General features: G+C 62.1%; 23 protein-coding genes and 1 tRNA gene. 7 read left to right on the top strand and 17 right to left on the bottom strand.

The annotated features are described in order from the left end of the window. Positions 1-10: 10 nt before the first annotated feature. Genes ABIE18_RS15000 through zapE form a run of 3 tightly spaced genes read left to right on the top strand, consistent with a single transcriptional unit; the run spans position 11 to position 2,595 of the window. A complete protein-coding gene (locus ABIE18_RS15000) occupies positions 11-436 on the top strand; it encodes a DUF1761 domain-containing protein (protein WP_499723482.1) in 426 nt (141 codons plus the stop codon). A gap of 9 nt (positions 437-445) precedes the next feature. Continuing rightward, positions 446-1,441 (top strand): magnesium/cobalt transporter CorA, encoded by a 996-nt coding sequence (gene corA, locus ABIE18_RS14995; protein ID WP_224164925.1) that lies wholly within the window; start codon positions 446-448, stop codon positions 1,439-1,441. Beyond that, on the top strand, positions 1,438-2,595 hold the full coding sequence (gene zapE, locus ABIE18_RS14990) for a cell division protein ZapE (protein WP_499723481.1): 1,158 nt from the start codon (positions 1,438-1,440) through the stop codon (positions 2,593-2,595). Before corA ends, zapE begins: the two co-directional genes overlap by 4 nt. Positions 2,596-2,650: 55 nt before the next feature. Here zapE and ABIE18_RS14985 read toward each other — a convergent pair whose 3' ends face one another. Genes ABIE18_RS14985 through ABIE18_RS14965 form a run of 5 tightly spaced genes read right to left on the bottom strand, consistent with a single transcriptional unit; the run spans position 2,651 to position 4,879 of the window. After that, entirely contained in the window at positions 2,651-3,181 is a 531-nt protein-coding gene (locus ABIE18_RS14985) for a ferritin (protein ID WP_431115866.1), read from the bottom strand. A 45-nt stretch (positions 3,182-3,226) separates the two neighbouring features. After that, entirely contained in the window at positions 3,227-3,598 is a 372-nt protein-coding gene (crcB, locus tag ABIE18_RS14980) for a fluoride efflux transporter CrcB (protein WP_499723480.1), read from the bottom strand. Then, positions 3,595-4,023, bottom strand: coding sequence for a fluoride efflux transporter FluC (locus ABIE18_RS14975; RefSeq protein WP_499723479.1), 429 nt, complete (start codon positions 4,021-4,023; stop codon positions 3,595-3,597). The genes crcB and ABIE18_RS14975 overlap by 4 nt, the downstream gene beginning before the upstream one ends. Next, positions 4,013-4,519: a universal stress protein gene (locus ABIE18_RS14970; protein ID WP_499723478.1), complete on the bottom strand. Its 507-nt coding sequence runs from the start codon at positions 4,517-4,519 to the stop codon at positions 4,013-4,015. The genes ABIE18_RS14975 and ABIE18_RS14970 overlap by 11 nt, the downstream gene beginning before the upstream one ends. A 15-nt stretch (positions 4,520-4,534) precedes the next feature. Then, entirely contained in the window at positions 4,535-4,879 is a 345-nt protein-coding gene (locus ABIE18_RS14965) for a zinc ribbon domain-containing protein YjdM (RefSeq protein ID WP_499723477.1), read from the bottom strand. Between the two features lie 203 nt (positions 4,880-5,082). Between ABIE18_RS14965 and ABIE18_RS14960 the strand changes: the two genes are divergently transcribed. Continuing rightward, entirely contained in the window at positions 5,083-5,286 is a 204-nt protein-coding gene (locus ABIE18_RS14960) for a cold-shock protein (RefSeq protein WP_144648155.1), read from the top strand. 62 nt (positions 5,287-5,348) lie between these two features. Here the strand turns inward: ABIE18_RS14960 and ABIE18_RS14955 are convergent. The 5 genes from ABIE18_RS14955 to galU form a co-directional block, all read right to left on the bottom strand. Then, positions 5,349-5,421: transfer RNA gene (locus tag ABIE18_RS14955), tRNA-Ala, on the bottom strand. A 37-nt stretch (positions 5,422-5,458) separates the two neighbouring features. Next, positions 5,459-6,259 (bottom strand): SDR family oxidoreductase, encoded by an 801-nt coding sequence (locus tag ABIE18_RS14950; protein ID WP_499723476.1) that lies wholly within the window; start codon positions 6,257-6,259, stop codon positions 5,459-5,461. Positions 6,260-6,265: 6 nt separating this feature from the next. Further along, positions 6,266-7,192 carry a hypothetical protein gene (locus tag ABIE18_RS14945; RefSeq protein ID WP_499723514.1) on the bottom strand — a complete coding sequence of 309 codons (927 nt, stop codon included), beginning with the start codon at positions 7,190-7,192 and terminating at the stop codon, positions 6,266-6,268. A gap of 131 nt (positions 7,193-7,323) precedes the next feature. Beyond that, on the bottom strand, positions 7,324-7,950 hold the full coding sequence (locus ABIE18_RS14940) for a GNAT family N-acetyltransferase (RefSeq protein WP_499723475.1): 627 nt from the start codon (positions 7,948-7,950) through the stop codon (positions 7,324-7,326). A gap of 5 nt (positions 7,951-7,955) precedes the next feature. Further along, positions 7,956-8,888, bottom strand: coding sequence for a UTP--glucose-1-phosphate uridylyltransferase GalU (galU, locus tag ABIE18_RS14935; RefSeq protein ID WP_431115874.1), 933 nt, complete (start codon positions 8,886-8,888; stop codon positions 7,956-7,958). A gap of 112 nt (positions 8,889-9,000) precedes the next feature. Between galU and ABIE18_RS14930 the strand changes: the two genes are divergently transcribed. From ABIE18_RS14930 to cpaB, 3 genes are all read left to right on the top strand, one after another. Then, positions 9,001-9,606: a 5-formyltetrahydrofolate cyclo-ligase gene (locus ABIE18_RS14930; RefSeq protein WP_499723474.1), complete on the top strand. Its 606-nt coding sequence runs from the start codon at positions 9,001-9,003 to the stop codon at positions 9,604-9,606. 164 nt (positions 9,607-9,770) lie between these two features. Next, a complete protein-coding gene (locus tag ABIE18_RS14925) occupies positions 9,771-10,043 on the top strand; it encodes an FmdB family zinc ribbon protein (RefSeq protein WP_309925907.1) in 273 nt (90 codons plus the stop codon). A 68-nt stretch (positions 10,044-10,111) separates the two neighbouring features. After that, entirely contained in the window at positions 10,112-10,903 is a 792-nt protein-coding gene (gene cpaB, locus ABIE18_RS14920) for a Flp pilus assembly protein CpaB (RefSeq protein WP_499723473.1), read from the top strand. Positions 10,904-10,929: 26 nt separating this feature from the next. On the opposite strand, the gene ABIE18_RS14915 is transcribed toward cpaB, so the two are convergent. The 7 genes from ABIE18_RS14915 to ABIE18_RS14885 form a co-directional block, all read right to left on the bottom strand. Then, complete coding sequence (locus tag ABIE18_RS14915) at positions 10,930-15,234, bottom strand: AAA family ATPase (RefSeq protein WP_499723472.1); 4,305 nt, start codon at positions 15,232-15,234, stop codon at positions 10,930-10,932. Positions 15,235-15,362: 128 nt separating this feature from the next. Further along, a complete protein-coding gene (gene guaA / locus ABIE18_RS14910) occupies positions 15,363-16,952 on the bottom strand; it encodes a glutamine-hydrolyzing GMP synthase (protein ID WP_224088257.1) in 1,590 nt (529 codons plus the stop codon). A gap of 122 nt (positions 16,953-17,074) precedes the next feature. Continuing rightward, complete coding sequence (locus tag ABIE18_RS14905) at positions 17,075-17,575, bottom strand: DUF3817 domain-containing protein (protein WP_431115880.1); 501 nt, start codon at positions 17,573-17,575, stop codon at positions 17,075-17,077. Beyond that, positions 17,575-18,468 carry an SURF1 family protein gene (locus tag ABIE18_RS14900; RefSeq protein ID WP_499723471.1) on the bottom strand — a complete coding sequence of 298 codons (894 nt, stop codon included), beginning with the start codon at positions 18,466-18,468 and terminating at the stop codon, positions 17,575-17,577. The genes ABIE18_RS14905 and ABIE18_RS14900 overlap by 1 nt, the downstream gene beginning before the upstream one ends. A 99-nt stretch (positions 18,469-18,567) precedes the next feature. After that, positions 18,568-19,056, bottom strand: a complete 489-nt coding sequence (locus ABIE18_RS14895; protein WP_499723470.1) for a PTS sugar transporter subunit IIA — start codon at positions 19,054-19,056, stop codon at positions 18,568-18,570. Between the two features lie 47 nt (positions 19,057-19,103). Further along, a complete protein-coding gene (locus ABIE18_RS14890) occupies positions 19,104-20,858 on the bottom strand; it encodes a glycerol-3-phosphate dehydrogenase/oxidase (protein ID WP_499723469.1) in 1,755 nt (584 codons plus the stop codon). Positions 20,859-20,930: 72 nt separating this feature from the next. Next, entirely contained in the window at positions 20,931-22,067 is a 1,137-nt protein-coding gene (locus tag ABIE18_RS14885; RefSeq protein ID WP_431115884.1) for a GuaB3 family IMP dehydrogenase-related protein, read from the bottom strand. Positions 22,068-22,116 lie beyond the last annotated feature (49 nt).

Genomic DNA, 22,116 nt, shown 5'->3' with positions numbered 1-22,116 from the left:
GCTTTTGACCATGGATTGGCTCTCACACATATTGCAGATCAACTGGCTTGCTGTCCTCCTGGCTTTCATCTCAAGCATGGTGATCGGGTTCGTTTGGTACATGCCAGCCGTCCTTGGGCGCCGGTGGATGCAAGCGATCGGCAAAACCGAAGAGGACCTTAGAAACATCGATGGTGGTGCTGGCATCTGGATTCCCATGATGCTTGCCGCGGCGCTCACCAGCATTCTGCTGGCCCTCTTGATCAGCGCCCTGGAGCTGAACACTTTCCTGGCCGGCGGCCTCTTCGCCCTGATTCTGGCTTTGGTCTTCCGTGCCGGAGGACATGTCATCCACAATGGTTTCGCGGGGCGCCCCTCTGAAGTGACCGTTATTGATGCAGGGCACGACATCCTCGCCATGACCATTGCCGGCGCCATCATCGGTGCCATGCAGTAGCGTTCACTCGTGACCATCATCGATAACGCCGTCTATGTAGAGGGCGTACGCACAGCCACCCCACGTAACCTTGAGCAGACTTTCGAGACACTCTCGGAGCAAGGTGGCATGGCGTGGATCGGGCTATACCGGCCCACCCGGGACGAGATGACCGCCGTCGCCCACGAATTCGGCCTCCACGAACTCGCTGTGGAGGACGCCGTTTCAGCGCACCAGCGGCCAAAGCTGGAGCGCTACGACAACAACCTCTTCACGGTCCTGCGACCCGCCCGCTATCTGGATGCTTCCGAGACGGTGGAGTTCGGCGAGCTGCACATCTTCACGGGTCCCAATTTCGTGGTGACCATCCGTCATGCCGAGACCGGCGGAGTTGCGCGTGTCCGGCACCGTTTGGAGCAGCGCCCGGACCTGTTGCGGCATGGACCGGAAGCGGTGCTGTATGCCCTCCTGGACCAGGTGGTGGACGATTATGCGCCTGTGGTGGCCGGGCTTGAGAACGACATCGACGAAATTGAGGATCAGCTCTTCAGCGGCGATACAGCGGTGTCCCGGCGGATCTACGAACTTGCTCGTGAAGTCATTCAATTCCAAAGGGCCATCCAGCCTCTTCCGGACATCATGGTGCTGCTGGAGAAGGGCTTCGAGAAGTACGGCGTGGACATCGAGCTCCAGCGTTCCCTCCGCGACGTAGAGGACCACGTCCAGCGCGTCATCTCCAGGGTGAACTCCTTCAGGGATCTCCTGCAGAACGCCCTGACCCTTGACGGCACCCTGACAGCCAACCGCCAGAACGAGGCGAGCGCTGCGCAGAACGAACAAGTCAAGAAGATTTCCTCGTGGGCTGCCATTCTGTTCGCACCCTCCTTTGTGGCAGGCGTTTATGGCATGAACTTCGACCATATGCCGGAGCTGCACTGGGACTTCGGCTATCCAATGGCCATCGGGCTTATGTTCGGAGCAGCACTGCTCATGTATCTCATTTTCAAGCGGAAAGGCTGGCTGTGAAGCCGTCGCTCCGCCCGCAACGAGCGAAGCAGGGCAACCGGGAAACTGTTCTGGCGCTCATGGAAGGCATGACCCACGACGCCGGACGGTTGGGTTTCCAGCTTGAGCCCAGTCAGCATGAAGCAGCGCAGCGGTTGGCGACCTTTGGTGCAGCAGTAACGGCCCGCCGTCGTGCGCTACAGCCGCGGGCACCGCGAAGCATCTATCTCCACGGACCTGTGGGTCGCGGCAAAACGTGGCTCATGGACAGTTTCCACGACAGGCTCCGGGCACGGAAACGTCGCGTCCACTTTCATGATTTCTTCCGCAGGCTCCACGCCGGAACGCACCGTTCCGTTTCCGCGGATGGAACCGCCATACAGCACTCGGTGGATGTGCTCCTGGCGGACATCGATGTCCTGTTTTTCGATGAATTCCATGTCCATGACGTTGGGGATGGAATGTTTATCGCCCGATTACTGCGGTCCGCGGCGCAGCGCCGGATTCCCTTGGTGGTGACGTCCAACTACGCTCCGGACGATTTGTTGCCCAATCCCCTGTGGCACGACCATTTTGTGCCCACTATCGAAGCCATCAAAGAGATGATGGAGATTGTGGAGATTAACGGCCCCGCCGATTTCCGGCGGTTTCCTGCAGCAGGTACAGAACCCGCCGACTCGCCCAAGGCCTTCAGCTCTGGCCGGATCATCACACCGGGCACGCCCAAACAACTGGGACGGTTGGGGCTGTTCCGTCCATCCGCGTCCCAAAGCCGTGTCCTGACCCCAACAACGCAACCGATCGTTGTCAAGAACGCAGACCCGGACCTGCTCTGGGTGGGGTTTCCGGAATTGTGCGCAGGGCTGACCTCCACAGCGGACTTCCTGGCCTTGGCGCACAGTTTCAAGACCTGGGTCATCGACGACGTTCCCTCCCCTGCCGTGGGCGACCCTGCTTCCGCGCCCGCATGGCAGCGGTTCAGCAATGCCGTGGACGTGCTTCACGATCAGGACATCACCTTGTTCCTCATCGGCACGGGACCCCTGGACTGGGACACGGAGCCTTCCGGCAGCGTCCTGCCCGTGGATCTGGCCCGCATAGCCAGCCGCCTGTCCCTGCTGGGCAGGTCCGACCACGACGATGCCCTGGCAATCGAAGAGGCCGCCGGAAGCTGAGCTTCGGGCGGCCTCGGGGACTTCTGCGGGTGTTGGCCCTTTGGGTTTTTTGCCGCTAGATCACGCCGCCGGCAGCAGACGGCGCACTGGAATCATGCCCAGCATCGCCAACGCTCTCACGGGCAACGTAATTCTCGATATCGAAGAGGTTCTCCGCCCGCTCCGTGATGTTTAGAAGCGTGGTCATGGAGGCAACTTCCTCAACCTGTTCCTTCAGGAACCACAGCATGAACTGCTCACCCAAGGCGTCGCCCTCAGCACGGGCGGCGCGGAACATCTCCTCAATGTTGCGCGTGACTTCCCTTTCCTGTTCAAGAGCCAAAGCGATGGGTTCCTTGGCGTTGGAGAAGTTGTTGCGAACCGGGGCGATGCCGGGGATCTCGACGGGCACGTTGCGGTCCAGCATGTACTGGACCATCATCATGGCGTGATTCCGTTCCTCGAGGGACTGGCGGTAAAAATGCCGGGCAAGCTGCGGCAAGTCCTGACCGTCAAAATACACGGCTACTGCAATGTATTGCTGGGAGGCCGCAAACTCATTGGCGACCTGAACGGACAACAGTTCATTGAATGTCTTCTTAGCCATGCCACCGATCCTACAGCCGGGCTAAGACAGCCAGGCAGCCATCCGTTAAGCCAGCAGCAGAGCGAACCAAACACCGGCAGCGGCAGCCCCGACGCCAACGGCCATGGAACCCAAGCCGTTGACGAGCGCCAGCCCCATCCGCCCACTCTGCACCAGCCTGATGGTCTCCAGGCTTGCCGTGCTGAAGGTGGTGTAGCCACCCAGGAAGCCAGTGCCGAGGATGAGTTGAAGGGATTCGGGCGCCTGCCCTTCCATCACCAGGCCAGCCAGGAACCCCAGGAGCAAGGAACCGGAAACATTGATGAAGATGGTGGCCCACGGCAGGGCAGTACGTACGCGTGCCCGGATGAGGCCGTCCATCATGAATCTAACAGCCGCGCCCAGTCCCCCCGCCAGGGCCAATAGGACGATAGTCATTTCGCACGCCGGTGATGCCATGCGGCGAACCAGATTCCGGCCATGGTTGACACCGCCCCACCCAGCAGGCTCACGCCCAGATAACCCAAGGCAGCAGTCGTCTCACCCGCAGTGAACAGGTGCACCGCATCCAGTGCGAGCGTGCTGTACGTGGTGTAGGCACCCAGAAATCCCGTACCCAAGGCGAGGCGCAGCACCCGGCGACGTCCGACGTCGGGCCCCCTCCTGGCCAGCGCCTCCAGCAACGCGCCCAGCGCCAGGGCGCCGGAAAGGTTGATCAGAAGGGTGGGTAACGGCCAGGACGCTGGCGCAGGAATCAACAGTCCCAGGCCGTAGCGGGCGAGCGCCCCCAAGACTCCGCCTGCGGCCACAATTCCGATGAACCCCCAGTGAAGATGGACGGGACGCCGGATCTCAGTCGTCATCATCCACCGGTACCCGTGGCTCCACGGGTACAACGAGCACAGGACGGTCCTGGCGGTGGAAGAGCTGCCGGGCAATGGAGCCCGCCGTCAGCTCTTTGATAGCCGAACCGAGCTTGCGGTCCCTGGAGCCCACCACAATCATGGACGCCCCGATATCTTCGGCCTCACGGGCCAACGCCCGGGTCGGCTCCCCTGCCAGCGAAACGATGGACCAGTCCAGGTCAGCTTCCGCCAACTGGGTGGCAATTGCCCTCCGCACGGATTCCGGGGCGCTCTCGGCGTCATCGTCCACGCCGTCGGGATCAATCGGGGCCGAGGGCCCGCCCGTGGTTCCGTCCAGGGGATAGACGGTCACATCGACGAACGCGCACACCAGAGGGAGCCCGGCGCTAAGCGCTACCTCAGCGGCACGCTCGACGACAACGGGCCGCTGCCCGGGCATGACGCCTACCAGGATGGGGCCGACGAGGCCTTTGGGTGCGGAGGTCCCAGTCATTGTGCAGGCCTCCCGTCAGACTTTCTTCACAACGCTGGACTTGAGCTGCATGGGGCCGAATCCGTCCACCTTGCAGTCAATATCGTGGTCTCCCACGCCGTCGACGAGCCGGATGTTCCGCACTTTGGTGCCCACCTTGATGGCCGTGGCACTGCCCTTCACTTTGAGGTCCTTGACCACCGTGACGGTGTCGCCGTCACTCAGGATGTTGCCCACCGCGTCTTTGATGACGTGCGCCTGCTGGTCGATCCCGGCTGCGGGTGACCATTCGTGGGCGCATTCAGGGCAAACCAACAGCGCGCCCATCTGGTACGTGTATTCACTGGAGCATTCGGGGCACGGAGGCAGGGAATCGTTCACAGGGTAATTGTAGAGGGGCATCCACCGCCGCCTGGCTCTTCCAAACCACGGCCGACAGCGTGCCCCGGCACAGCGACATTACGAAAGACGCGGCAGAATCTGTTGCCCCATGCCAGATCGACACATAGGCTCAATAATGTGAGTGGCGGGGACGGTGATCCGACAAGCGGTACCGACCAGCGACCCGTGAAGGAAAAACAAGCATGGCTACAGGCACAGTAAAATGGTTCAACGCTGAAAAGGGCTTCGGATTTATTGCCCCGGACGACGGTGGCCCGGATGTATTCGCCCACTATTCCGCAATTACCTCCAGCGGATACCGTTCCTTGGACGAGAACCAGAAGGTCCAGTTCGACATCACCCAAGGCCCTAAGGGACCTCAGGCGGAGAACATCCAACCCCTCTAAACTCCCACAAGAAACCGGCCAGGCACGTTGTGCCTGGCCGGTTTTGTTGTAGACGGAATCCGTGGAGCTAAGGAGATTCGAACTCCTGACCTCTTCGATGCGAACGAAGCGCTCTACCAACTGAGCTATAGCCCCTGGGCACGGCGTCTGCGGCCGGGCCAGTGTCCCTAGGCTACAAAGTTTCCCGGCGCTTTTCCAACCACGACACGAACGTTTCAGTGCCATACCTTTGCTCGGGCATGAGGTTGAGTCCTGCACGCAGGTAGGCGCCCATGGCACCAGGCAGCGGGACTTCCAGAACCTTGCCTCGCGCGCCAGTAATGGCTTTCCATGACTCCGCCATGTCCTTCATGGCCAGCACCTCTGGGCCACCAATGGTCCTGACGCGATGCCGCTCGGGAGAAGGCGCTTCCAGCGCAGCTTCGAGCAATGAAGTGGCGGCTTCCCTGGGTGAAATCGTTTGGAAGCGCACTCCCTTGAACGCCGGAATCAACCGCATCTTTGCGCCTGCAGCAAAGATCATTTCCACCAGGCTGTGGAATTGTGTGGCTCTGATAACCACCGTTTCCAGGTCGGCCCTCGCATAGACCCGTTCCTTGTCTGCCTTGGAGACATAGAAGGAATTCGTGCTCTGGTCACAGTTGATAATCGACAAGGCCACAGCCTTGCCCACACCTGCCTGGTGAGCCGCGTAAAGAAGACGCGTGCCGCCGTCGGCGAATTCCTTTTGGGCTTTCCCGAACCGCCCCTCAAGGCAATCAATGACGACGTCGGCACCCGCCAGCGCAGCTGCCAGGCCATCGCCTGTGGTGACGTCGCCGGCAAAGTACGTGGCGCCGTCGTACTGCTTCTCCGAACCGGGAGGCGGCACGTGGCGACTCAGGGCGGATACCGTGTGCCCGGCGTCGAGCGCCTGGCGAACAACTTCACGGCCTACCTGGCCGGTGCCACCTGCGACACAGAGCGTGGTCATGCCGGACTAGGCGCGGCGACGCTGCAGGACATCGTCCAGGTTGCTCAGGGCACTCTGTCCCTTGGATGCAGTACGCACCTGTGCAGCTGCGCCCGCCTCCGTCTGCTCAACACTTTGCTTCAGCACTGGCTTGCCCACGGGTTTGGGAGCTTCAGGAAGATCCAAGGGCTCCGGAGCGGGGCGCGGCGCCTTGGCGGCACCAACGTAAGTGGGCTTGGGAACCTCAACCGGTTCCCAGCTGGCATCTTCGGAGCCAACGGCCGCTTCAGCGGACCTGTCACCAGTGGACTTGTCTCCAGCGGACTTGTCGCCGGCGGCAAGGGCAACAGCCAAGGCAGCCTGGCGTAGTTCCACGGCGGAAAGGCGAGCGGCTTCGAGCTTTCCAGCCTCTGCATCGAAAACCGGTACTTCCTTGGCTTCGACGGGCGGTTCCTTTGGCAAGTAGCGAGCCGGGGTTTTGATTTGCACCACTGGTGCAGCCCGACGCGCGCGGCGTTCCCGGAGATCCCGGAGGGCGAGGCGCCGCAAAGTCACCACGGCAAGTACCGAACCCACGAACGACACCAACGGCAGCCAGACGGTACCGGTGCCGAACAGCCGCAGCACGCCCGAAACAATGGCAGTCAGCAATAAAGCAAGGCCGGCCAGGGCCAAGGTGAGCCGGGCATAACGGATCGTAAAGGGAGTTGTGGGCGGCTTCCTGGCCGACGACTCAGCCACGCTGGAATCCTGGGGCGACGCCGGTGCTTTGCTGTGCATGGTCTCCATCGGTTTCTCCTGCCGGGGTGCCAAAGTCAGTACCACCCCTGCCTGCGTTTCGTCTGGTTCGTCGTCAAATGCCTCTGCTGAAACAGTGGCTGCCTGGACCTGCTGCCGCCTGTTCCGAAGAACGTAAGGAGCGACCCATACCATCCAAAGCGCGACAGTGACCACGAGTATCACTGAGCTGCTGAGAGGGAAGTCCACATTCAAAACCGTAGAAGCAAATCATCAGGGGCGGCGGCATTGCGGTCGGTGTGTCGTCGGCGAGTCCGCAAATGAATGGAGATACGGCTCAAAAGGGCCTACGACCTGCCTGTTCTTCCTCTGAGCCACGCCTCAAGGAGTCCCTGCGGAACTTCCTCCGACGTGAGTGCGAAAGAGCGATGATCGGCCCACTCGCCATTGATGTGCAGGTATCTCAGCCGGTAGCCCTCGTCCCGGAATCCGAGCTTTTCCACCACCCGGAGACTTGGCGCGTTCTCCGGCCGGATATTGATTTCCATCCTGTGCAGGCCCAGGGTCCGGAAGCAGTGGTCCGTAGCCATGGCAACGGCCGTGGGAGCAATACCGTGCCCGGCGCGTTCCTTATCAACCCAGTAGCCAAGGGTAGCCATCATCGCCGAACCCCACACGATGGATGAGACCGTCAGCTGCCCCACAATTTGCGGCTCACGGAACCCCTCGGTCCGCTCCGTGATGAGGAAAGGCAAGGCCGTGGACTGCCGGGCTTGTGCGTTCAGGGATGCCACCATTTGGCGGTAACTGGGCAGGCGCCCACCCGGCGCAGGATTGGACGCCTCCCAAGGTGCAAGCCATTCACTGTTCCGCGAACGGACTTCAGACCACTCCCGCTTGTCGCGGTAACGGATTGGCCGGAGCACCAAGGCTCCGCTTTCCAGCGTTACCGGCCAGATCGCAGAGCCGTACACCGGTGTTATTTGGGAAGGCCGGCAGTGAACGTTGGCAGCCACTCGCGGAGCTCGGGGCCCAGGTCATCGCGTTCGCATGCCAACTCGATGCAGGCCTTCAAGTAGCTCAACTTGTCACCGGTGTCATAGCGGCGTCCACGGAAGACAACGCCATAAACGCCGTAGCCCTCACCTTCCCCGGCAGCCAGAACCTCAAGAGCATCCGTCAGCTGGATTTCTCCGCCGCGTCCGGGAGCAGTCTTCTCCAGGACGTCGAACACTGCCGGGTGCAGAACGTAGCGACCGATCACCGCGAGGTTGGATGGAGCTTCTTCGGGCGACGGCTTTTCCACCAGCTGCTTGATGCGGACGTAGCCGTCTTCACCGTTTTCCTCGACGTCGGCGCAACCGTAGGCGCTGATCTTCGAAGGCTCAACTTCAATGAGGGCAACAACGGAACCACCGGTTTTTTGCTGGACAGCGATCATTTCGCTGAGCAGGTCCTCACGGGGATCGATCAGGTCATCGCCGAGCAAGACCGCGAACGGCTCGTAGCCGACGTGCTGCTTTGCACGCAGGACCGCGTGGCCGAGGCCGTTGGGGTCGCCCTGGCGGACGTAGTGGATGTCGCCCAGGTTGGTGGCGGACTGGATGGCTTCAAGCTTGGCAGTATCGCCCTTCGCTGCCAGCGTTGCTTCCAACGCCGGCACGCGGTCAAAGTGATCTTCCAGGGCGCGCTTGCTGCGCCCGGTGATCATCAGGACGTCGTGCAGGCCAACCTTCACCGCTTCTTCGACGACGTACTGGATGGCTGGCTTGTCAACCACGGGCAGCATTTCCTTCGGCATCGCCTTTGTGGCGGGGAGGAACCTGGTACCAAGACCCGCTGCGGGGATGACGGCCTTACGGACAGCATTGTTATCGAGAGTCACCGGACTAATGTAACGGAAGGAATACATCAACAGGTAAACCCTCGCCGTGGCAAGACGCAGAAACAGCCCCTGAACTGGAGCGGATTTGCAGCTTTACGTAGACCACGGTAGCCCGCGCGAATCTCATGATCGGACAAAAATGGCATCGAAGGAAGACATCCGCAGCAGCCGACGCCTTTACAGGCGCAGCCTCTCCAAGGAGCAAGTAGCCCAAGCCGGTGAATCAATTGCGCGGCACGGCTTGGCCTGGGCCCGGAAGATTTCGGCCGGATCGCCCCGGACCTTCGCGATCTACGTCGGCGTCTCCCACGAACCCCCAACCATGCCCCTGATCGCAGGGCTCCACAACGCCGGCCACCAGGTCCTGCTTCCCGTCTGCGAGGCCGGACGCCAGTTGAGCTGGGTGTACTGGACGCCGGGGACAGCCTTCGTCCGGTCCGACTACGCACCCATCGACGAACCCGAAGGCGAGCGTTTGGACAGTGCTGTGGTGAGCGCTGTTGCGGGCATCTTCATGCCGGCCACCGCCGTGGACCGGGATGGCAACCGCATCGGACAGGGCGGCGGCTACTACGACCGCCTCCTCCAACGCCTGGACAGTTCCGGTGGGCGGCCACCCACCATCGCGGTGGTGTACGACGACGACGTGTTGCCTTCCGGAGCTATCCCTGCCGAGCCTTTTGACCGTCCGGTGCCGGATGCGTTGACGCCCTCGGGAATCATCACGCTTGGCGGTGGAGAGTGACCTCGTTGACGCTACGTGAAGTCCCGCACTTACGTGGAGTTGGCAGATAGCGGATGAGCCGGATGCGGATGATAGAATTGGCACTCAGGCCCTGCGACTGCTAATGCGGACATTCTCCGCCACGGCTCCACAGGACCTGAACTTTGTCCTGAAGGAGGAACTCAGTGCCCACATACGCATATGCCTGCAAAGACTGTGACCATGCCTTTGACATCGTCCAGTCCTTCTCTGACAGCTCCCTGACGGAGTGCCCTGAATGCCAGGGCGCGCTCCGCAAGAAGTTCAACAGCGTCGGCGTTGTCTTCAAGGGCTCGGGCTTCTACCGCACGGATTCGCGCGATGCCAAGGGCAGCACCGTCTCCGCTGCGCCCTCCTCCCCGGCGACTCCTGCCCCGGCTGCCACGCCTGCACCAGCCGCCGCAGCCGCAGCAAGCTAGCCAGCACTTTTCCACATAGGGCACTCAGCCGCTGTTGGGCGGCCGAGCCCGGTGGCTAACGTGGCGTCATGCCACTAAAGTCAACCACTTCGCCACTCCCCGGCCGCGAACACCCCACTCCGCTTGCCAGGGGCCGTGGTCGCTCCCGGAACAAGCCCACCACCATGGCTGGCCATTTCCTCCCCCGGAAGCAGGGGCCTCATCGCCAAGTGAGGCTGGGCCCCAGGCAGAGCCTGAACTTCTGGGTCTCCCGGAATCGTCGGCTGACAGTTGCACTGCTGCTCTGCCTGGCCACGGGCATTACTGTCCAACAGCTAACCCCTGCCTCTGAGCAACGCGTCAGCATTCTCGTCGCTGCACATGATCTTGCAGCAGGCACCAGCCTCACCGGGTCCGACTTCACCACTGTTGGCGTGCCGCCCGACCTCGCGATTTCCGGAGCCCTGGAGGATCACGTTTCACTGGTGGGCCGCCAGCTTGCCTCGCCCTTGACTAAAGGGCAGATTCCCACCGAATCCAATCTTCTGGGGCCGGGACTCCTCACCGGTGCACCTGTAGGCTCAGCTGCGGTCCCCCTTCGCATGGCTGACCCTTCATCCATCCAGCTTCTGTCCCCGGGACAGCTGGTGAATGTAGTACTTACCGCCGCCGGATCATACGACGAGTCCCGGCAAACCGAAGTCCTGGCCGCCTCCGTCCCTGTCCTATGGACGTCCGCCCAAGGGGGTAAACCCGGCCAATGGCTCGGAACCAGCGACACCGACGGCTTGATGGTAGTGGCTGCAGATCCTCCACAAGCAGAAAAGCTTGCCGGCGCATCAACGCAAGGCAAGCTTTTCTTTGTTTTGGTCAATCCCTAATGCAGGGACTGGATTCCATGACCCAATCAGCCCCAATGCGGGGGCTTCTGCTCCTTCAACCACTGCTCATGGTCATAGTTGCCTTCGTCGCCCCAACGCCGGGGGTCGTCCTCAGCGGCCTTGGTTGGCAGGATTCCACCGGAGGCTTGCTTCGCCGCTGGCGTCTTTGACTCTGCCTTCTCTTCAGCGTTTTCGGCGCCCACAGCTGCGGTCTGTTCGTCAGAGCCGCTTTCGTTGCCGGTTCCCTGTTCATTCACTGGTACTTCAGTCCCATCCTCTGGATCACTGGGGGTTGGATTGCTGGCTTCTGCGTTGCTTGGTTCGCCATCCGCCTCCCTCCGCCTGTTCACATCTGTCTGTCCGGGCTGCTGGGATTCCAGCGATGCCTGGGCACTTCCCGGGCTTTGCCGATGCGAAGCCCGGGTTGCGGAGGAACTGCTGTACGAGGAGCTGCTGTACGAGGAAATCCCATACGGGGAGCTGGCATACGAGGAACCTGCATTGTCCAGATTCAATTGTTCAACATCCATGTCCAGGAAGCCATGCTCCGCTGGTGCGGCGGTCTGGGGAACATGGTTCTCAAGTCCCAAATAGGACCCGATTCGATCTGCGCAGGACGAAGGGTCCGTGAACACTTCGATGGTCCACAGGGACATGTAACGCCAGCCCATGCGTTCCAGCAGCTGGGGCCTCAAACGGCTGCGTTCACGGACACTCATGCGCCGGTAACGTTCCGTGCCATCGGACTCGATTGCCACTGGCGTGGGAATCTCGGCGCCTTCCCGTCCAATGGTGTGGACGGGATCGGCGGCGGCGGCAATATCCAGGACACCGTCGTAAAGGTGCCACACACGGGCACCCCTGGCCCGCAACCTCTCGCCGAGATCGGCAACCAGAGGGTCCTCCCCCAAAGCCTGTTCGCTGGCAACGGCGCGCGAGGCAGGAGTTCCAAGGTTGCTGTTCCCGGACAGTTCCCTGTCCAGCAGTTCGTAAAAGTCCACAGCCCCGTGCGCCAGGCGATCCAGATCCAGATCTTCCGGGCGGAAGCAGCTCAGGACGTGCATGGAACGGCGGGCGCGGGTCATTGCCAAGGCAAAGCGGTTTCGTCCGCCCTCGGTGGACAGGGGTCCGAAGGAGTGCAAGGCGCGGCCATGAGGTGTCCGCCCGTATCCCAGGGAGAAAATTACGTGGTCACGCACCAAGCCTTGGGCGCGCTCGAGGTCCACCACGCGGAAGGACTCGGGGCCGGCGCCGAAGAAGGCGGACAACAAGGGGTGGTTGGGCAATTGAAGCCGGATAGCCTCGCCAATCCGCGCAGCGTGGCGCAGGCTGGCCGTGACCACAGCCAACGAGGTTCGGGGCCGCAATCTGGCGTGCTCGAAGACAAGGTCCACCACGCGGTTGACCTCCGCCGTAACGGACTCAACGCCCTCATGGTCGGCGCCCGGGAGTCCGGTTCCATCGGGGATGTACTCCACCAGGATCGAACGGTCCAGGCCCGTCACCGAACTGCCATCGGGCAAACGCCGGAGGCCGCCGTCGTAGTAGTTCTTGCTCAACTGCAGGATCAAGTCCTCATCGACGGCCCGGTAAACCCAGTTCAGCTGCCAGGTGGGCAGGACGCGTGCCAGGGCCTTGAACGCACTGTCCACGGTCTCGTGGCTGGCCACTCCCGCCACAGGAGGTTCCACGGCCACGCTGAAGGTGCGGGCATTCGCGATCTTCGCATCACCGAAGGCTATGACTTGCCGGGCTCGCGCAATCGCGGGAAGGACGGCCTGGAGCGACGTCGATTCGGCATCGATGATGATCACGGCGTCAAACTTCTGCTCCGCGGGAAGAACTCCCGTCAACAGGTAGGGGCTCACGGACCACACCGGAACAAGCATGGGTACGAGGTCAGGAGCCTGCGCACTCAAAGCCGGGAGGGTCACCCGACCATCCTTCAGGAGGGCACGAAGCAACTCAGCCTGCCGTGGGTGCTCCACTATCCCCTCGCCCCATTTCCGGGCCAACTGCCAACGCAAACGCGCAGCACCACTGGCAATGTGGGCTTGGTCCGCAAGGCGGTACTCGGCTTCAAGGCGGCGCAGGGAGTCGCCGTCGGACATGGCGAGGTAGTCGTCACCACTGATCATTGCTTCCAAGGCAGACTGCCACCAGGCGAGGTCCAGCTCGGCTGCAACCGAAGCGGCCGGCACTTCACGGGCAGCAAGGTCAGCGAGCAGCTCGCCGAGTCCGTGCTCGCGCATCTCCTCAATCAGGAGCGTGCGCTCAGGGAGTGTTTCAAGCGTGGCTGTGTCCGCCACGAGCCGTTCGAGCCGCTCCATGAGTTCCAGGTACGGAGTCTGGTGGAGCGAACCACCGGCAGAGGTGTGCTTGAGCGCCTCACCCAGGCGGCGAAGCTCGCCATCCAGTTCGCGGTACAAGGACCCGAGGTCGGCGAGCCCGGACGGCACGGCCGGGTGGCGCTGGGTGGTGGCATAGCCTGCCCACAGGGCACGCTGCTCCTGGACGAGGACCAGCGAGCTGTGCAGGTCCGCGATGTGAACGCCCGGCCGCACATATTCCTTTGCCACCCGCCGCAGCCTCGAACGCTGCATGGAGGGCATCTCCAGGTTGCGCTCCCGGCGCCACGCAGAGCTGGCAGTTGCAGAGATGAGGTCATGCACCGGGCGATCGAAAATATCCGGAGTGAACTTGTCCAGGCTTTCGCGCACGGCAATCAGCAATTCAAGCTGTGCGCCCCACTCTGTGAAGGTGTCTGCCAAACGGATCTCGGCGTGATCCGAAACCTGCTTCATACGCTCGCGCAGGACCGGAAGTTTCTCCTCGGCGATGCGGGCAAGCTGTTGGGCCTCTTCTGTTTCCTTGCGGGTTACGAGGCGGGCACCATACCAGGGGCTGGAGGTGGAAGCCCGGCTAAAGCTGCCCAGCTCGGCAGCACGACGCAAGCGGCCAGCCAGTTCTTCACGGTCCTTGATGTTGTCCAGCACGCTGCGCTTGAGGCGCACCGTGGTGGACGGCGCCGGGTGGATGGACGTCAATTCGGCCAACGATTGCATGGCCTGGTACGGCGAGCAGCCCCAACGTTCGCGGACGTTGTGGAGCGAGGCAACATGGTCCATCAAGGCATGCCGGTGTCCGATCAGCGTCTGATGGAGGTTCCCAAGCTGCGGTTCCAGCGCCTTTTCATTGCGCATGATGGCACGGACCAACTGGCCCTTGAGCTGCTGTGGTGTGGTGCCGTTGCCCGGACGGAACAACATCGAATCCAGGCCCAGCGACTCCAGGTGCGCAGAAAGTCCCGCCAGGCTGGACTGCCGGTCCCCCACCACGAGGACGGATTTGCCTTCGCTGACCAAGGCGCCAATCGCATTGATTGCCGTCTGGGTCTGGCCGCTGCCTGGTGGGGTGCTGACAACCAGCGAATCTCCTGCGCGGACAGCGTCCACCACATACTGTTGGTCCGTGTCAGCATCGAGCAAAAGCAGTTCGTCTGCCGGGTCGCGTTCATCGAGGCTGGCGAACCGCCCCGCTTTGATGGGTTCGGGCTCGATCTCGCCACCATTGGCAGCAGTTGCCAAGGCAGCCACGGTGGGGTTGTTCATGTTGATCCACGGATCGTCCAGGTTTCCCGAAAGATCAGCCAAAGTGGTCACGAGCAAGTTGAATTCAACCTCGGCGCCGTGAATGGGCTGCACCAGGGTAGCCAGGCGATCCAGGACCGGCTGGGGGTCAAGCCTGGCCGTGTTGTAGGCCATGCGGGCTACTGCATTGACGTCGAAGACGATGCCGTGGACGGTCTTCAGGTGACGCACCAAAGCCGGGTTCATGCGTGCTTGCTCGGTGAGCTGCAGCTCGAAATCGTCCTCGCCCGGGCGAACAGTCAGGACAATGGAGGTCAGCATGACAGGGGCCGATACCCGCTGGGGTTTGCCACCTACGGCTGAAGTCCACACCACCGTGCCCGCGGAGAGGTACCCGGCCTCGATACCGCGATCATTGCTGAGCTCAAAAATTTTGGACCGGATGTTGCGTGCAGCCCGTGCCGCCACCAGATATTGCTGCCGGTCGCGGATAAGCGTGGACAACCTCGTTCTACGCCCCGCCAGCAGCTGCGCGAGGCCCGAAGGATGTGCGTTGCTGAGATCGATGGCGCCTTCGGGCGTCTTCACGAAACGCAGCATCGTGTCCGCCCCTGTAACGGGCTTAAGTCCGGACAGCCATTTCCGGAGCTCTTCGGAGCCCTCTTCCTGGCCTTGACCTAATGACACAACTGCTGCCTTCTTTTCTGTACTAGCTTTAGACGCCTTGGACCATACCGGCATACTTTCGAGGGTAGCGGGAATACTCCTTCAGCCCGCTCCGCAACACTGTGGCATTGCGAAATTCGCCGTCATTTCACAGCCGAAAGAACAATGGCCGGCCTCCCAGGGGAGGCCGGCCACTCAAAATGCTATTCCCACTCGATGGTTCCCGGCGGCTTGCTGGTGACGTCCAGCACTACGCGGTTAACTCCATCCACTTCGTTGGTAATGCGGTTGGAAATGCGGGCCAGGAGGTCGTACGGCAAGCGCGACCAGTCGGCCGTCATTGCGTCCTCGGACGATACCGGACGGAGAACGATCGGGTGGCCGTATGTGCGGCCATCGCCCTGGACGCCGACGCTGCGGACATCAGCCAACAGAACCACCGGCATCTGCCAAACATCGTTGTCCAAGCCGGCAGCGGTCAGCTCGGCACGGGCAATCGCGTCAGCCTTGCGAAGCAGGTCAAGGCGCTCCTTGGTGACTTCACCGACGATGCGGATACCGAGGCCAGGGCCGGGGAACGGCTGGCGGCCGACGATTTCCTGAGGCAGGCCCAGCTGGGCACCCACCGCGCGGACTTCGTCCTTGAACAGGGCGCGCAGCGGCTCAACGAGTTCGAACTGCAGGTCCTCGGGAAGCCCACCCACGTTGTGGTGGCTCTTGATGTTCGCAGCGCCCTCGCCGCCGCCGGACTCGACGACGTCCGGGTACAGCGTGCCCTGGACCAGGAACTTGATCTTCTCCCCCTCGGCGGCGGCCTGGGCGATGATGGCCCGCTCCGCTTCCTCGAAGGCACGAATGAATTCCCGGCCGATGATCTTGCGCTTGGTCTCGGGATCGCTGACTCCGGCCAACGCAGACTGGAAGCGCTCTTGCTCGTTGGCAACATACAGATTGACGCCCGTAGCAGCAACGAAGTCGCGTTCAACCTGTTCTGCTTCGCCTTCGCGGAGGAGACCGTGATCCACGAAGACACATGTCAGCTGGTCGCCAACGGCCCTCTGGACCAGGGCTGCGGCAACGGCCGAATCCACGCCGCCGGAAAGACCGCAGATGACCTTGGAATCACCGATCTGCTGGCGGATACGTTCCACCTGCTCTTCGAGGATATTTCCCGTTGTCCAGTTCGGGCTCAGGCCGGCGCCCTTGAACAGGAAGTTCTCCAGGACGTGCTGGCCGTGCACGGAGTGCTTGACCTCCGGGTGCCACTGCACACCGTAGAGGCGCTTTTCCTCGTTGGCGAAGGCGGCTACCGGCGCGCCGGCCGTGGTGGCCAGCACTTCGAAGCCCTCAGGAGCTTCATGGACGGAGTCGCCGTGGCTCATCCAGGTGTTCTGTGAAGACGGCACACCATCAAGGATCGAGCGGGCATCGCCAACCACCAGTGCTTCGGTGGCGCCGTACTCCCGGAGGCCCGTCTGGGCCACCTTGCCGCCCAGGGCGTTGGCCATGGCCTGGAAGCCGTAGCAGATACCAAAAACGGGCACCCCGGCTTCAAAAAGGTCCGCTCCAACGCGGGGAGCACCTTCTGCGTAGACGCTGGAAGGTCCGCCGGAAAGGATGATGGCTGCCGGGTTCTTGGCCAGAAGCTGCTCGGTGGTGAAGGTATGCGGAACAATTTCCGAATACACATTCGCTTCGCGGACGCGGCGGGCAATCAGCTGCGCGTACTGGGCACCGTAGTCAACAACCAGCACCGGCTTCTGGGAAGTCTGGGGTGCGGTGGGAGTAGTCACCAACCAAGACTACTTTGCCGGGCCGCCCCGGTGCACGTTGGCAGTGGCCCGAAGAGGTCAATTACGGGCTGGTCGTTAGGCATCTCACACCCTGACGCCTGCTGGGCTGGCCCTGGCGGCGGCTAGTAGCGCTTTGAGGCCTGCGGGTTGGCTGCCAGTTCCGCTTCAACCTGGGCATGGAACTTCTTCTCCACGATGAACGACATCAGGGGTACCACACCGCCCAGGGCCAACAGGACCAGCTTGGAGAAAGGCCAGCGCATGAGCGACCACAACCGGAAGTTGGACACCAGGTAGACGACGTACATCCAGCCGTGGACGATCAATACAGTGGTGGAGATGTTGAAGCCACCGATCACGCCCTTGGGCTCAGACTCAGCGAATCCGAAGCCGAAGGGCTTACCCGTAACGGCGTCCGTGCCACCGGCAAAGAGCGATACGCCGAAACCGTAACGGGCAATCAGCTCCGCGCAGAGCAGCAGGAGCATGGCACCGGTCAGGTAGGCCATGACTTTGTAGAACTTCAGCGCCGAACGGATTTGGGCTTCCGTTCCGCCAAACCTGCGCTTCTTCGGCTTGGGTCCGGACTGCTCGGGCTGGATGGCCGGCTTGGGCTCAATCATTACTGCACCTTTTGTTCTGGCCCAGGTTGCTGGGGTTCAGGGCTTGTCGGTTCGTTGGGGTGGACTTTGTCATCGTCGAAGCCGCCGTCGAATCCGTCGTCGTCTGCGTCGTCGTGAGTGTCGAACTCTTCGTCTTCGAGGCCGCGACGGTAGTCGTCTGCCACCATCCGCCACCAGATGTACAGTGCGAATCCTGCGAAGACCACCCACTCAACTGAATAGAAGAGGTTCAGCCAGTTGACCTGTTGTTCCGGCGGCTGCGCCGGGATATTGAGGGCCTTTACCGCATCAGTGGCGGCGACGGGAACACCACCAGCTACTTCGGATGTTGCGGCAATGAAGCCCTGATAGCTGGAGACGTCCCAGATGTTGATGAGTTCGGCAACGGCCACCGCCGACGCCCGGTCAGGACCGGCGTCGACGTTCGGCACCGGCGCTTCAGAGGGCAGCAGGCGGCCGGTCAGCGTGATGGTGCCCGACGGCGGCGGACCGGCTTGGGCGGCGTCCGCCACCCAGCCCCGGGCTACTGGAATCCAGGTTTTGGGCGAGGCGGCGACACCGCTCAGTTTGGGAGCATTGTCCACCGCGAAGGCCGAGACAATCCAGAATCCCTTCTGGCCGTTGTACAGGCGGCCCTCAACGAGGACCTGCTTGGCGGGATCGTAGGACCCGGTGGCGCTAACCATCTGGTCCGAAACAGAACCGGGGAAAAACTGCCCCGGCTGCAGGACGTCCACCAGGGGCTTGACCTCTTCAATGCTGGAGGAAACGGGAGCTTCGTGCTGGGTGGACCGGCTGAGCTGCCACTGGCTGAGCAGCACAAACACCGCGGACAAGAGAAGCGCAAAGACGAGTCCTGCGATCCAGCGGGGTTTCAGCGCGGTTTTCAACACCCCTTAACCGTACTTCGTCCGGCTGTAGAACAACGAAACGAACGGTGGGAACCTTAGCCCTGGAATGGGTCCGTGGGCGCCATTCTCAATGTTCGAATCTCAGTGGTCGAAGAACACCAGGCTGGAGTTGATGAGTTCGGAAATGACCTCGGTATCGTTCGCCCGGCGCAGGGACTCCCGGAATGACTCTTTGGAGAGCGACCGCGCCAACGTAGCCAGGACTTCCAGATGGTCCGAGAAGGAGCTGGCCGGCGTGGCAATGAGCAGGATCAGCGTGGCTGGGCCATCAGTGGCACCGAAATCCAGGGCATGGCCGAACTTGGTGACGCCCACGGCTATGGAAATCCGGTCTACGAATTCACTCCGCGCATGCGGCAGTCCAATACCACCGGGAAGCCCGGTAGCCAGCTGGTGTTCCCTGGAATGGACCTGTTCCAGGAAGCCCTCAAGGTTGGAAATCCGACCAGCCGCGTGTAGCCGTTCCGCCAGTTGAGCCGCAGCGTCGATTTTGTCCTCGGCAACGAGTTCCAGGATGACGGTGTCCGGCGTAGTCAGTTCCGCGTCATACCGGTCAAGTGGTTCAGCCAAGTCGTGTTCCCTCCAGTGTGGCCTTCCGGCCGCAGGTCCTGTGTTGCTCAGCGAAGGGGAACGATGTCATCGACTCCCATGCGCGCGGCGTCAGCTGATTCGTCATCGGGTTGTTGCTGGCTGAGCCGCTCAGCTTCCACCCGCGCCAAATAGTGCTTAATTTCGCCCTCCCGCTGCGTCTCGCTCCAGCCAAGGATTTCTCCCATCAGCTTAGCCACTACAGGCACTGCTGACACACCCCGGTCCCATGCTTCGATTGAGATCCGGGTACGGCGCGTCAAAACGTCGTGAACATGACGGGCGCCCTCATGGGTGGTCGCATAGACCACCTCTGCGGCAAGGTAATCGTCCGCACCGGGAAGCGGTTCCCCGAGTTCGGGTTGCGCAGCAATGAGGTCCAGCACTTCTGACGCCATGGAGCCGTAGCGGTTGAGCAGGTGTTCCACGCGCGCAACGTGCACGCCGGCTTCTTCGGCGGAGCGGGCCCGGCGGTTCCAGGCGGCTTTGAACCCCTCCGCCCCGAGCAACGGGATCGTTTCAGTGCAGCTGGAGGGAACCCGTTCATCCATCGCCCGCGTGGCCTCATCTACGGCATCTTTGGCCATGACACGGTAGGTGGTGAACTTGCCGCCGGCCACCACCACAAGGCCTGGCACCGGATGAGCCACGACGTGTTCACGGGAAAGTTTGGCGGTGGAGTCGTTTTCGCCTGCAAGAAGGGGGCGGAGCCCTGCGTAAACGCCTTCGACGTCCTCCCGGGTGAGGGGCCGCTTGAGGACCTTGTTGACGTGCTCCAGGACGTAGTCGATGTCCTTGCTGGACGCGGCGGGGTGCGCCTTGTCCAGTTTCCAGTCCGTGTCCGTAGTCCCGATGATCCAGTGGCGGCCCCAGGGGATTACGAAGAGCACCGACTTCTCAGTGCGCAGGATCAGCCCAACGGTGGATTGGAACCTGTCCCGCGGTACCACAAGGTGGATGCCCTTGGATGCCCTGACTTTGAGCTGTCCCCTGTCCGTAACCATGGCCTGGGTTTCGTCCGTCCAGACTCCCGTGGCATTGACTACCTGCTTGGCACGCACTTCGAAGACGCTGCCGTCTTCCTGGTTTTCCAGCTTGGCGCCCACCACGCGTTCGCCTTCCCGGAGGAAGTCCACCACACGCACCCTGTTCACAGCATGGGCACCATAGTGGGCTGCGGTCCGCACAACGTTGACCACCAAACGGGCGTCGTCCACTTGGGCATCGTAGTAGCGGATGGAACCAACGAAGGCATCGTCCTTGAGGCTGGGAGCCGCCCTGAGGGTGCCGCGCCTGAAGAGGTGCTTGTGCATGGGAACGCCGCGGCTATGCCCGGAAGTGAGGCCCAGGGTGTCGTAAAGCATGATGCCCGCGCCCACATAGGGGCGCTCCCAGAACCTACGGGTCAGTGGGTAGAGGAAAGGGACAGGGCGGACAAGATGGGGTGCGATCTGCTGGATCAGCAACCCGCGTTCCTGCAATGCCTCCTGAACCAGTCCGAAATCAAGCATTTCAAGGTACCGGAGGCCACCATGGATGAGCTTGGACGAGCGCGACGATGTCCCTGAGGCCCAGTCCCGCGCCTCGACGATGCCGACTGTAAGGCCGCGGGTCACCGCATCCAGGGCCGCTCCGGCCCCCACCACGCCTCCGCCGACAATCAGGATGTCCAGCTGTTTGCCGGCTTCGGCAGTGGCTTTCAGGACTTCAATGGATGCGGCACGGGATTCCGGGCTTAATGCTCCCGGAGAATTCACCTGCGGACCGCCTGCGACATTGCTCATCGGACCCCTCCTCAAACGCAACAGCTGGTAGTCCCCTACCCTACTTGTTGCCCGGTCCGATTGGCAGAAGTCCTAGTTGCCCGAGTATGGGGATACTACGACGTCCACGCGCTGGAACTCCTTGAGGTCGGAGTACCCTGTGGTCGCCATGGACCGACGCAGTGCGCCAATGAGGTTGGACGTGCCGTCGGTGTGGTGCCCAGGCCCGAAGAGGACTTCCTCCAGGGATCCGACCGTACCAACGTTGACGCGGTCGCCGCGGGGCGATTCGAGGTGGTGCGCCTCCGGACCCCAGTGCCAGCCGCGGCCCGGAGCTTCTTCGGCGCGCGCAAGGGCGCTGCCCAGCATAACTGCATCCGCTCCCATCGCGATGGCCTTGACGATGTCGCCCGACCTGCCCATGCCGCCGTCGGCAATGACATGGACATAACGCCCACCGGACTCATCCATGTAGTCGCGGCGGGCCGCAGTCACGTCTGAAATAGCCGATGCCATGGGTGAATGAATGCCCAGCGCACGGCGCGTGGTGGTGGTAGCCCCTCCACCGAAGCCAACGAGGACGCCTGCAGCACCCGTGCGCATGAGGTGCAGGGCCGGTGTGTAACCAGCCGCTCCACCAACGATCACAGGGACATCGAGTTCGTAGATGAACTGCTTAAGGTTCAGCGGTTCATGGTTCTTGGAGACGTGCTCGGCAGAGACGGTGGTTCCACGGATGACGAAAATATCGACGCCGGCGGCCACCACGGTCTTGTAGTGTTCCTGGGTCCGCTGCGGGGTCAGGGAGCCTGCCACAGTGACACCTGCGGCACGGATTTCGGCCAAGCGGGAGCTGATGAGTTCCGGCTGGATGGGCGCCTGGTACAGGTCCTGCATCCGGCGGGTGACGGCCGGGCTGCTGGTTTCGTTGGCCAGGCCGGCGATCTCGTCGAGCACCTTCTGTGGGTTTTCGTACCGGGTCCAGAGGCCTTCAAGGTCCAGGACGCCAAGACCACCCAACCGGCCCAAGGTAATGGCCGTGTCCGGCGACATCACGGAGTCCATGGGGGCGGCAATTACCGGCATATCAAACTTATAGGCGTCGATCTGCCAGGAGACAGAGACGTCCTTCGGGTCACGCGTCCGACGATTCGGAACGATCGCGATGTCATCCAGGGAGTAGGCACGACGCCCACGCTTGCCACGGCCAATCTCAATCTCATAAGTCACTGCTCGAGTTTATCCCACCAAAACCAAGCCACCGTTTTGTTCCAAGCTG

Source organism: Arthrobacter sp. 2762, from assembly GCF_040548745.1.
GTDB lineage: Bacteria > Actinomycetota > Actinomycetes > Actinomycetales > Micrococcaceae > Arthrobacter.
The sequence above is the reverse complement of the archived record's forward strand: the minus strand, read 5'-3'. Positions and strand labels throughout refer to the sequence as shown.

Bases quoted from the DNA above. Each gene is read 5' to 3' on its own strand.
- ABIE18_RS15000 (WP_499723482.1), top strand. From the start codon at position 11: ATGGATTGGCTCTCACACATATTGCAGATCAACTGGCTTGCTGTCCTC.
- ABIE18_RS14985 (WP_431115866.1), bottom strand. From the start codon at position 3,181: ATGGCTAAGAAGACATTCAATGAACTGTTGTCCGTTCAGGTCGCCAAT.
- crcB (WP_499723480.1), bottom strand. From the start codon at position 3,598: ATGACTATCGTCCTATTGGCCCTGGCGGGGGGACTGGGCGCGGCTGTT.
- ABIE18_RS14975 (WP_499723479.1), bottom strand. From the start codon at position 4,023: ATGACGACTGAGATCCGGCGTCCCGTCCATCTTCACTGGGGGTTCATC.
- ABIE18_RS14970 (WP_499723478.1), bottom strand. From the start codon at position 4,519: ATGACTGGGACCTCCGCACCCAAAGGCCTCGTCGGCCCCATCCTGGTA.
- ABIE18_RS14960 (WP_144648155.1), top strand. From the start codon at position 5,083: ATGGCTACAGGCACAGTAAAATGGTTCAACGCTGAAAAGGGCTTCGGA.
- ABIE18_RS14950 (WP_499723476.1), bottom strand. From the start codon at position 6,259: ATGACCACGCTCTGTGTCGCAGGTGGCACCGGCCAGGTAGGCCGTGAA.
- galU (WP_431115874.1), bottom strand. From the start codon at position 8,888: ATGTATTCCTTCCGTTACATTAGTCCGGTGACTCTCGATAACAATGCT.
- ABIE18_RS14930 (WP_499723474.1), top strand. From the start codon at position 9,001: ATGGCATCGAAGGAAGACATCCGCAGCAGCCGACGCCTTTACAGGCGC.
- cpaB (WP_499723473.1), top strand. From the start codon at position 10,112: ATGCCACTAAAGTCAACCACTTCGCCACTCCCCGGCCGCGAACACCCC.
- ABIE18_RS14915 (WP_499723472.1), bottom strand. From the start codon at position 15,234: ATGCCGGTATGGTCCAAGGCGTCTAAAGCTAGTACAGAAAAGAAGGCA.
- ABIE18_RS14905 (WP_431115880.1), bottom strand. From the start codon at position 17,575: ATGATTGAGCCCAAGCCGGCCATCCAGCCCGAGCAGTCCGGACCCAAG.
- ABIE18_RS14890 (WP_499723469.1), bottom strand. From the start codon at position 20,858: ATGAGCAATGTCGCAGGCGGTCCGCAGGTGAATTCTCCGGGAGCATTA.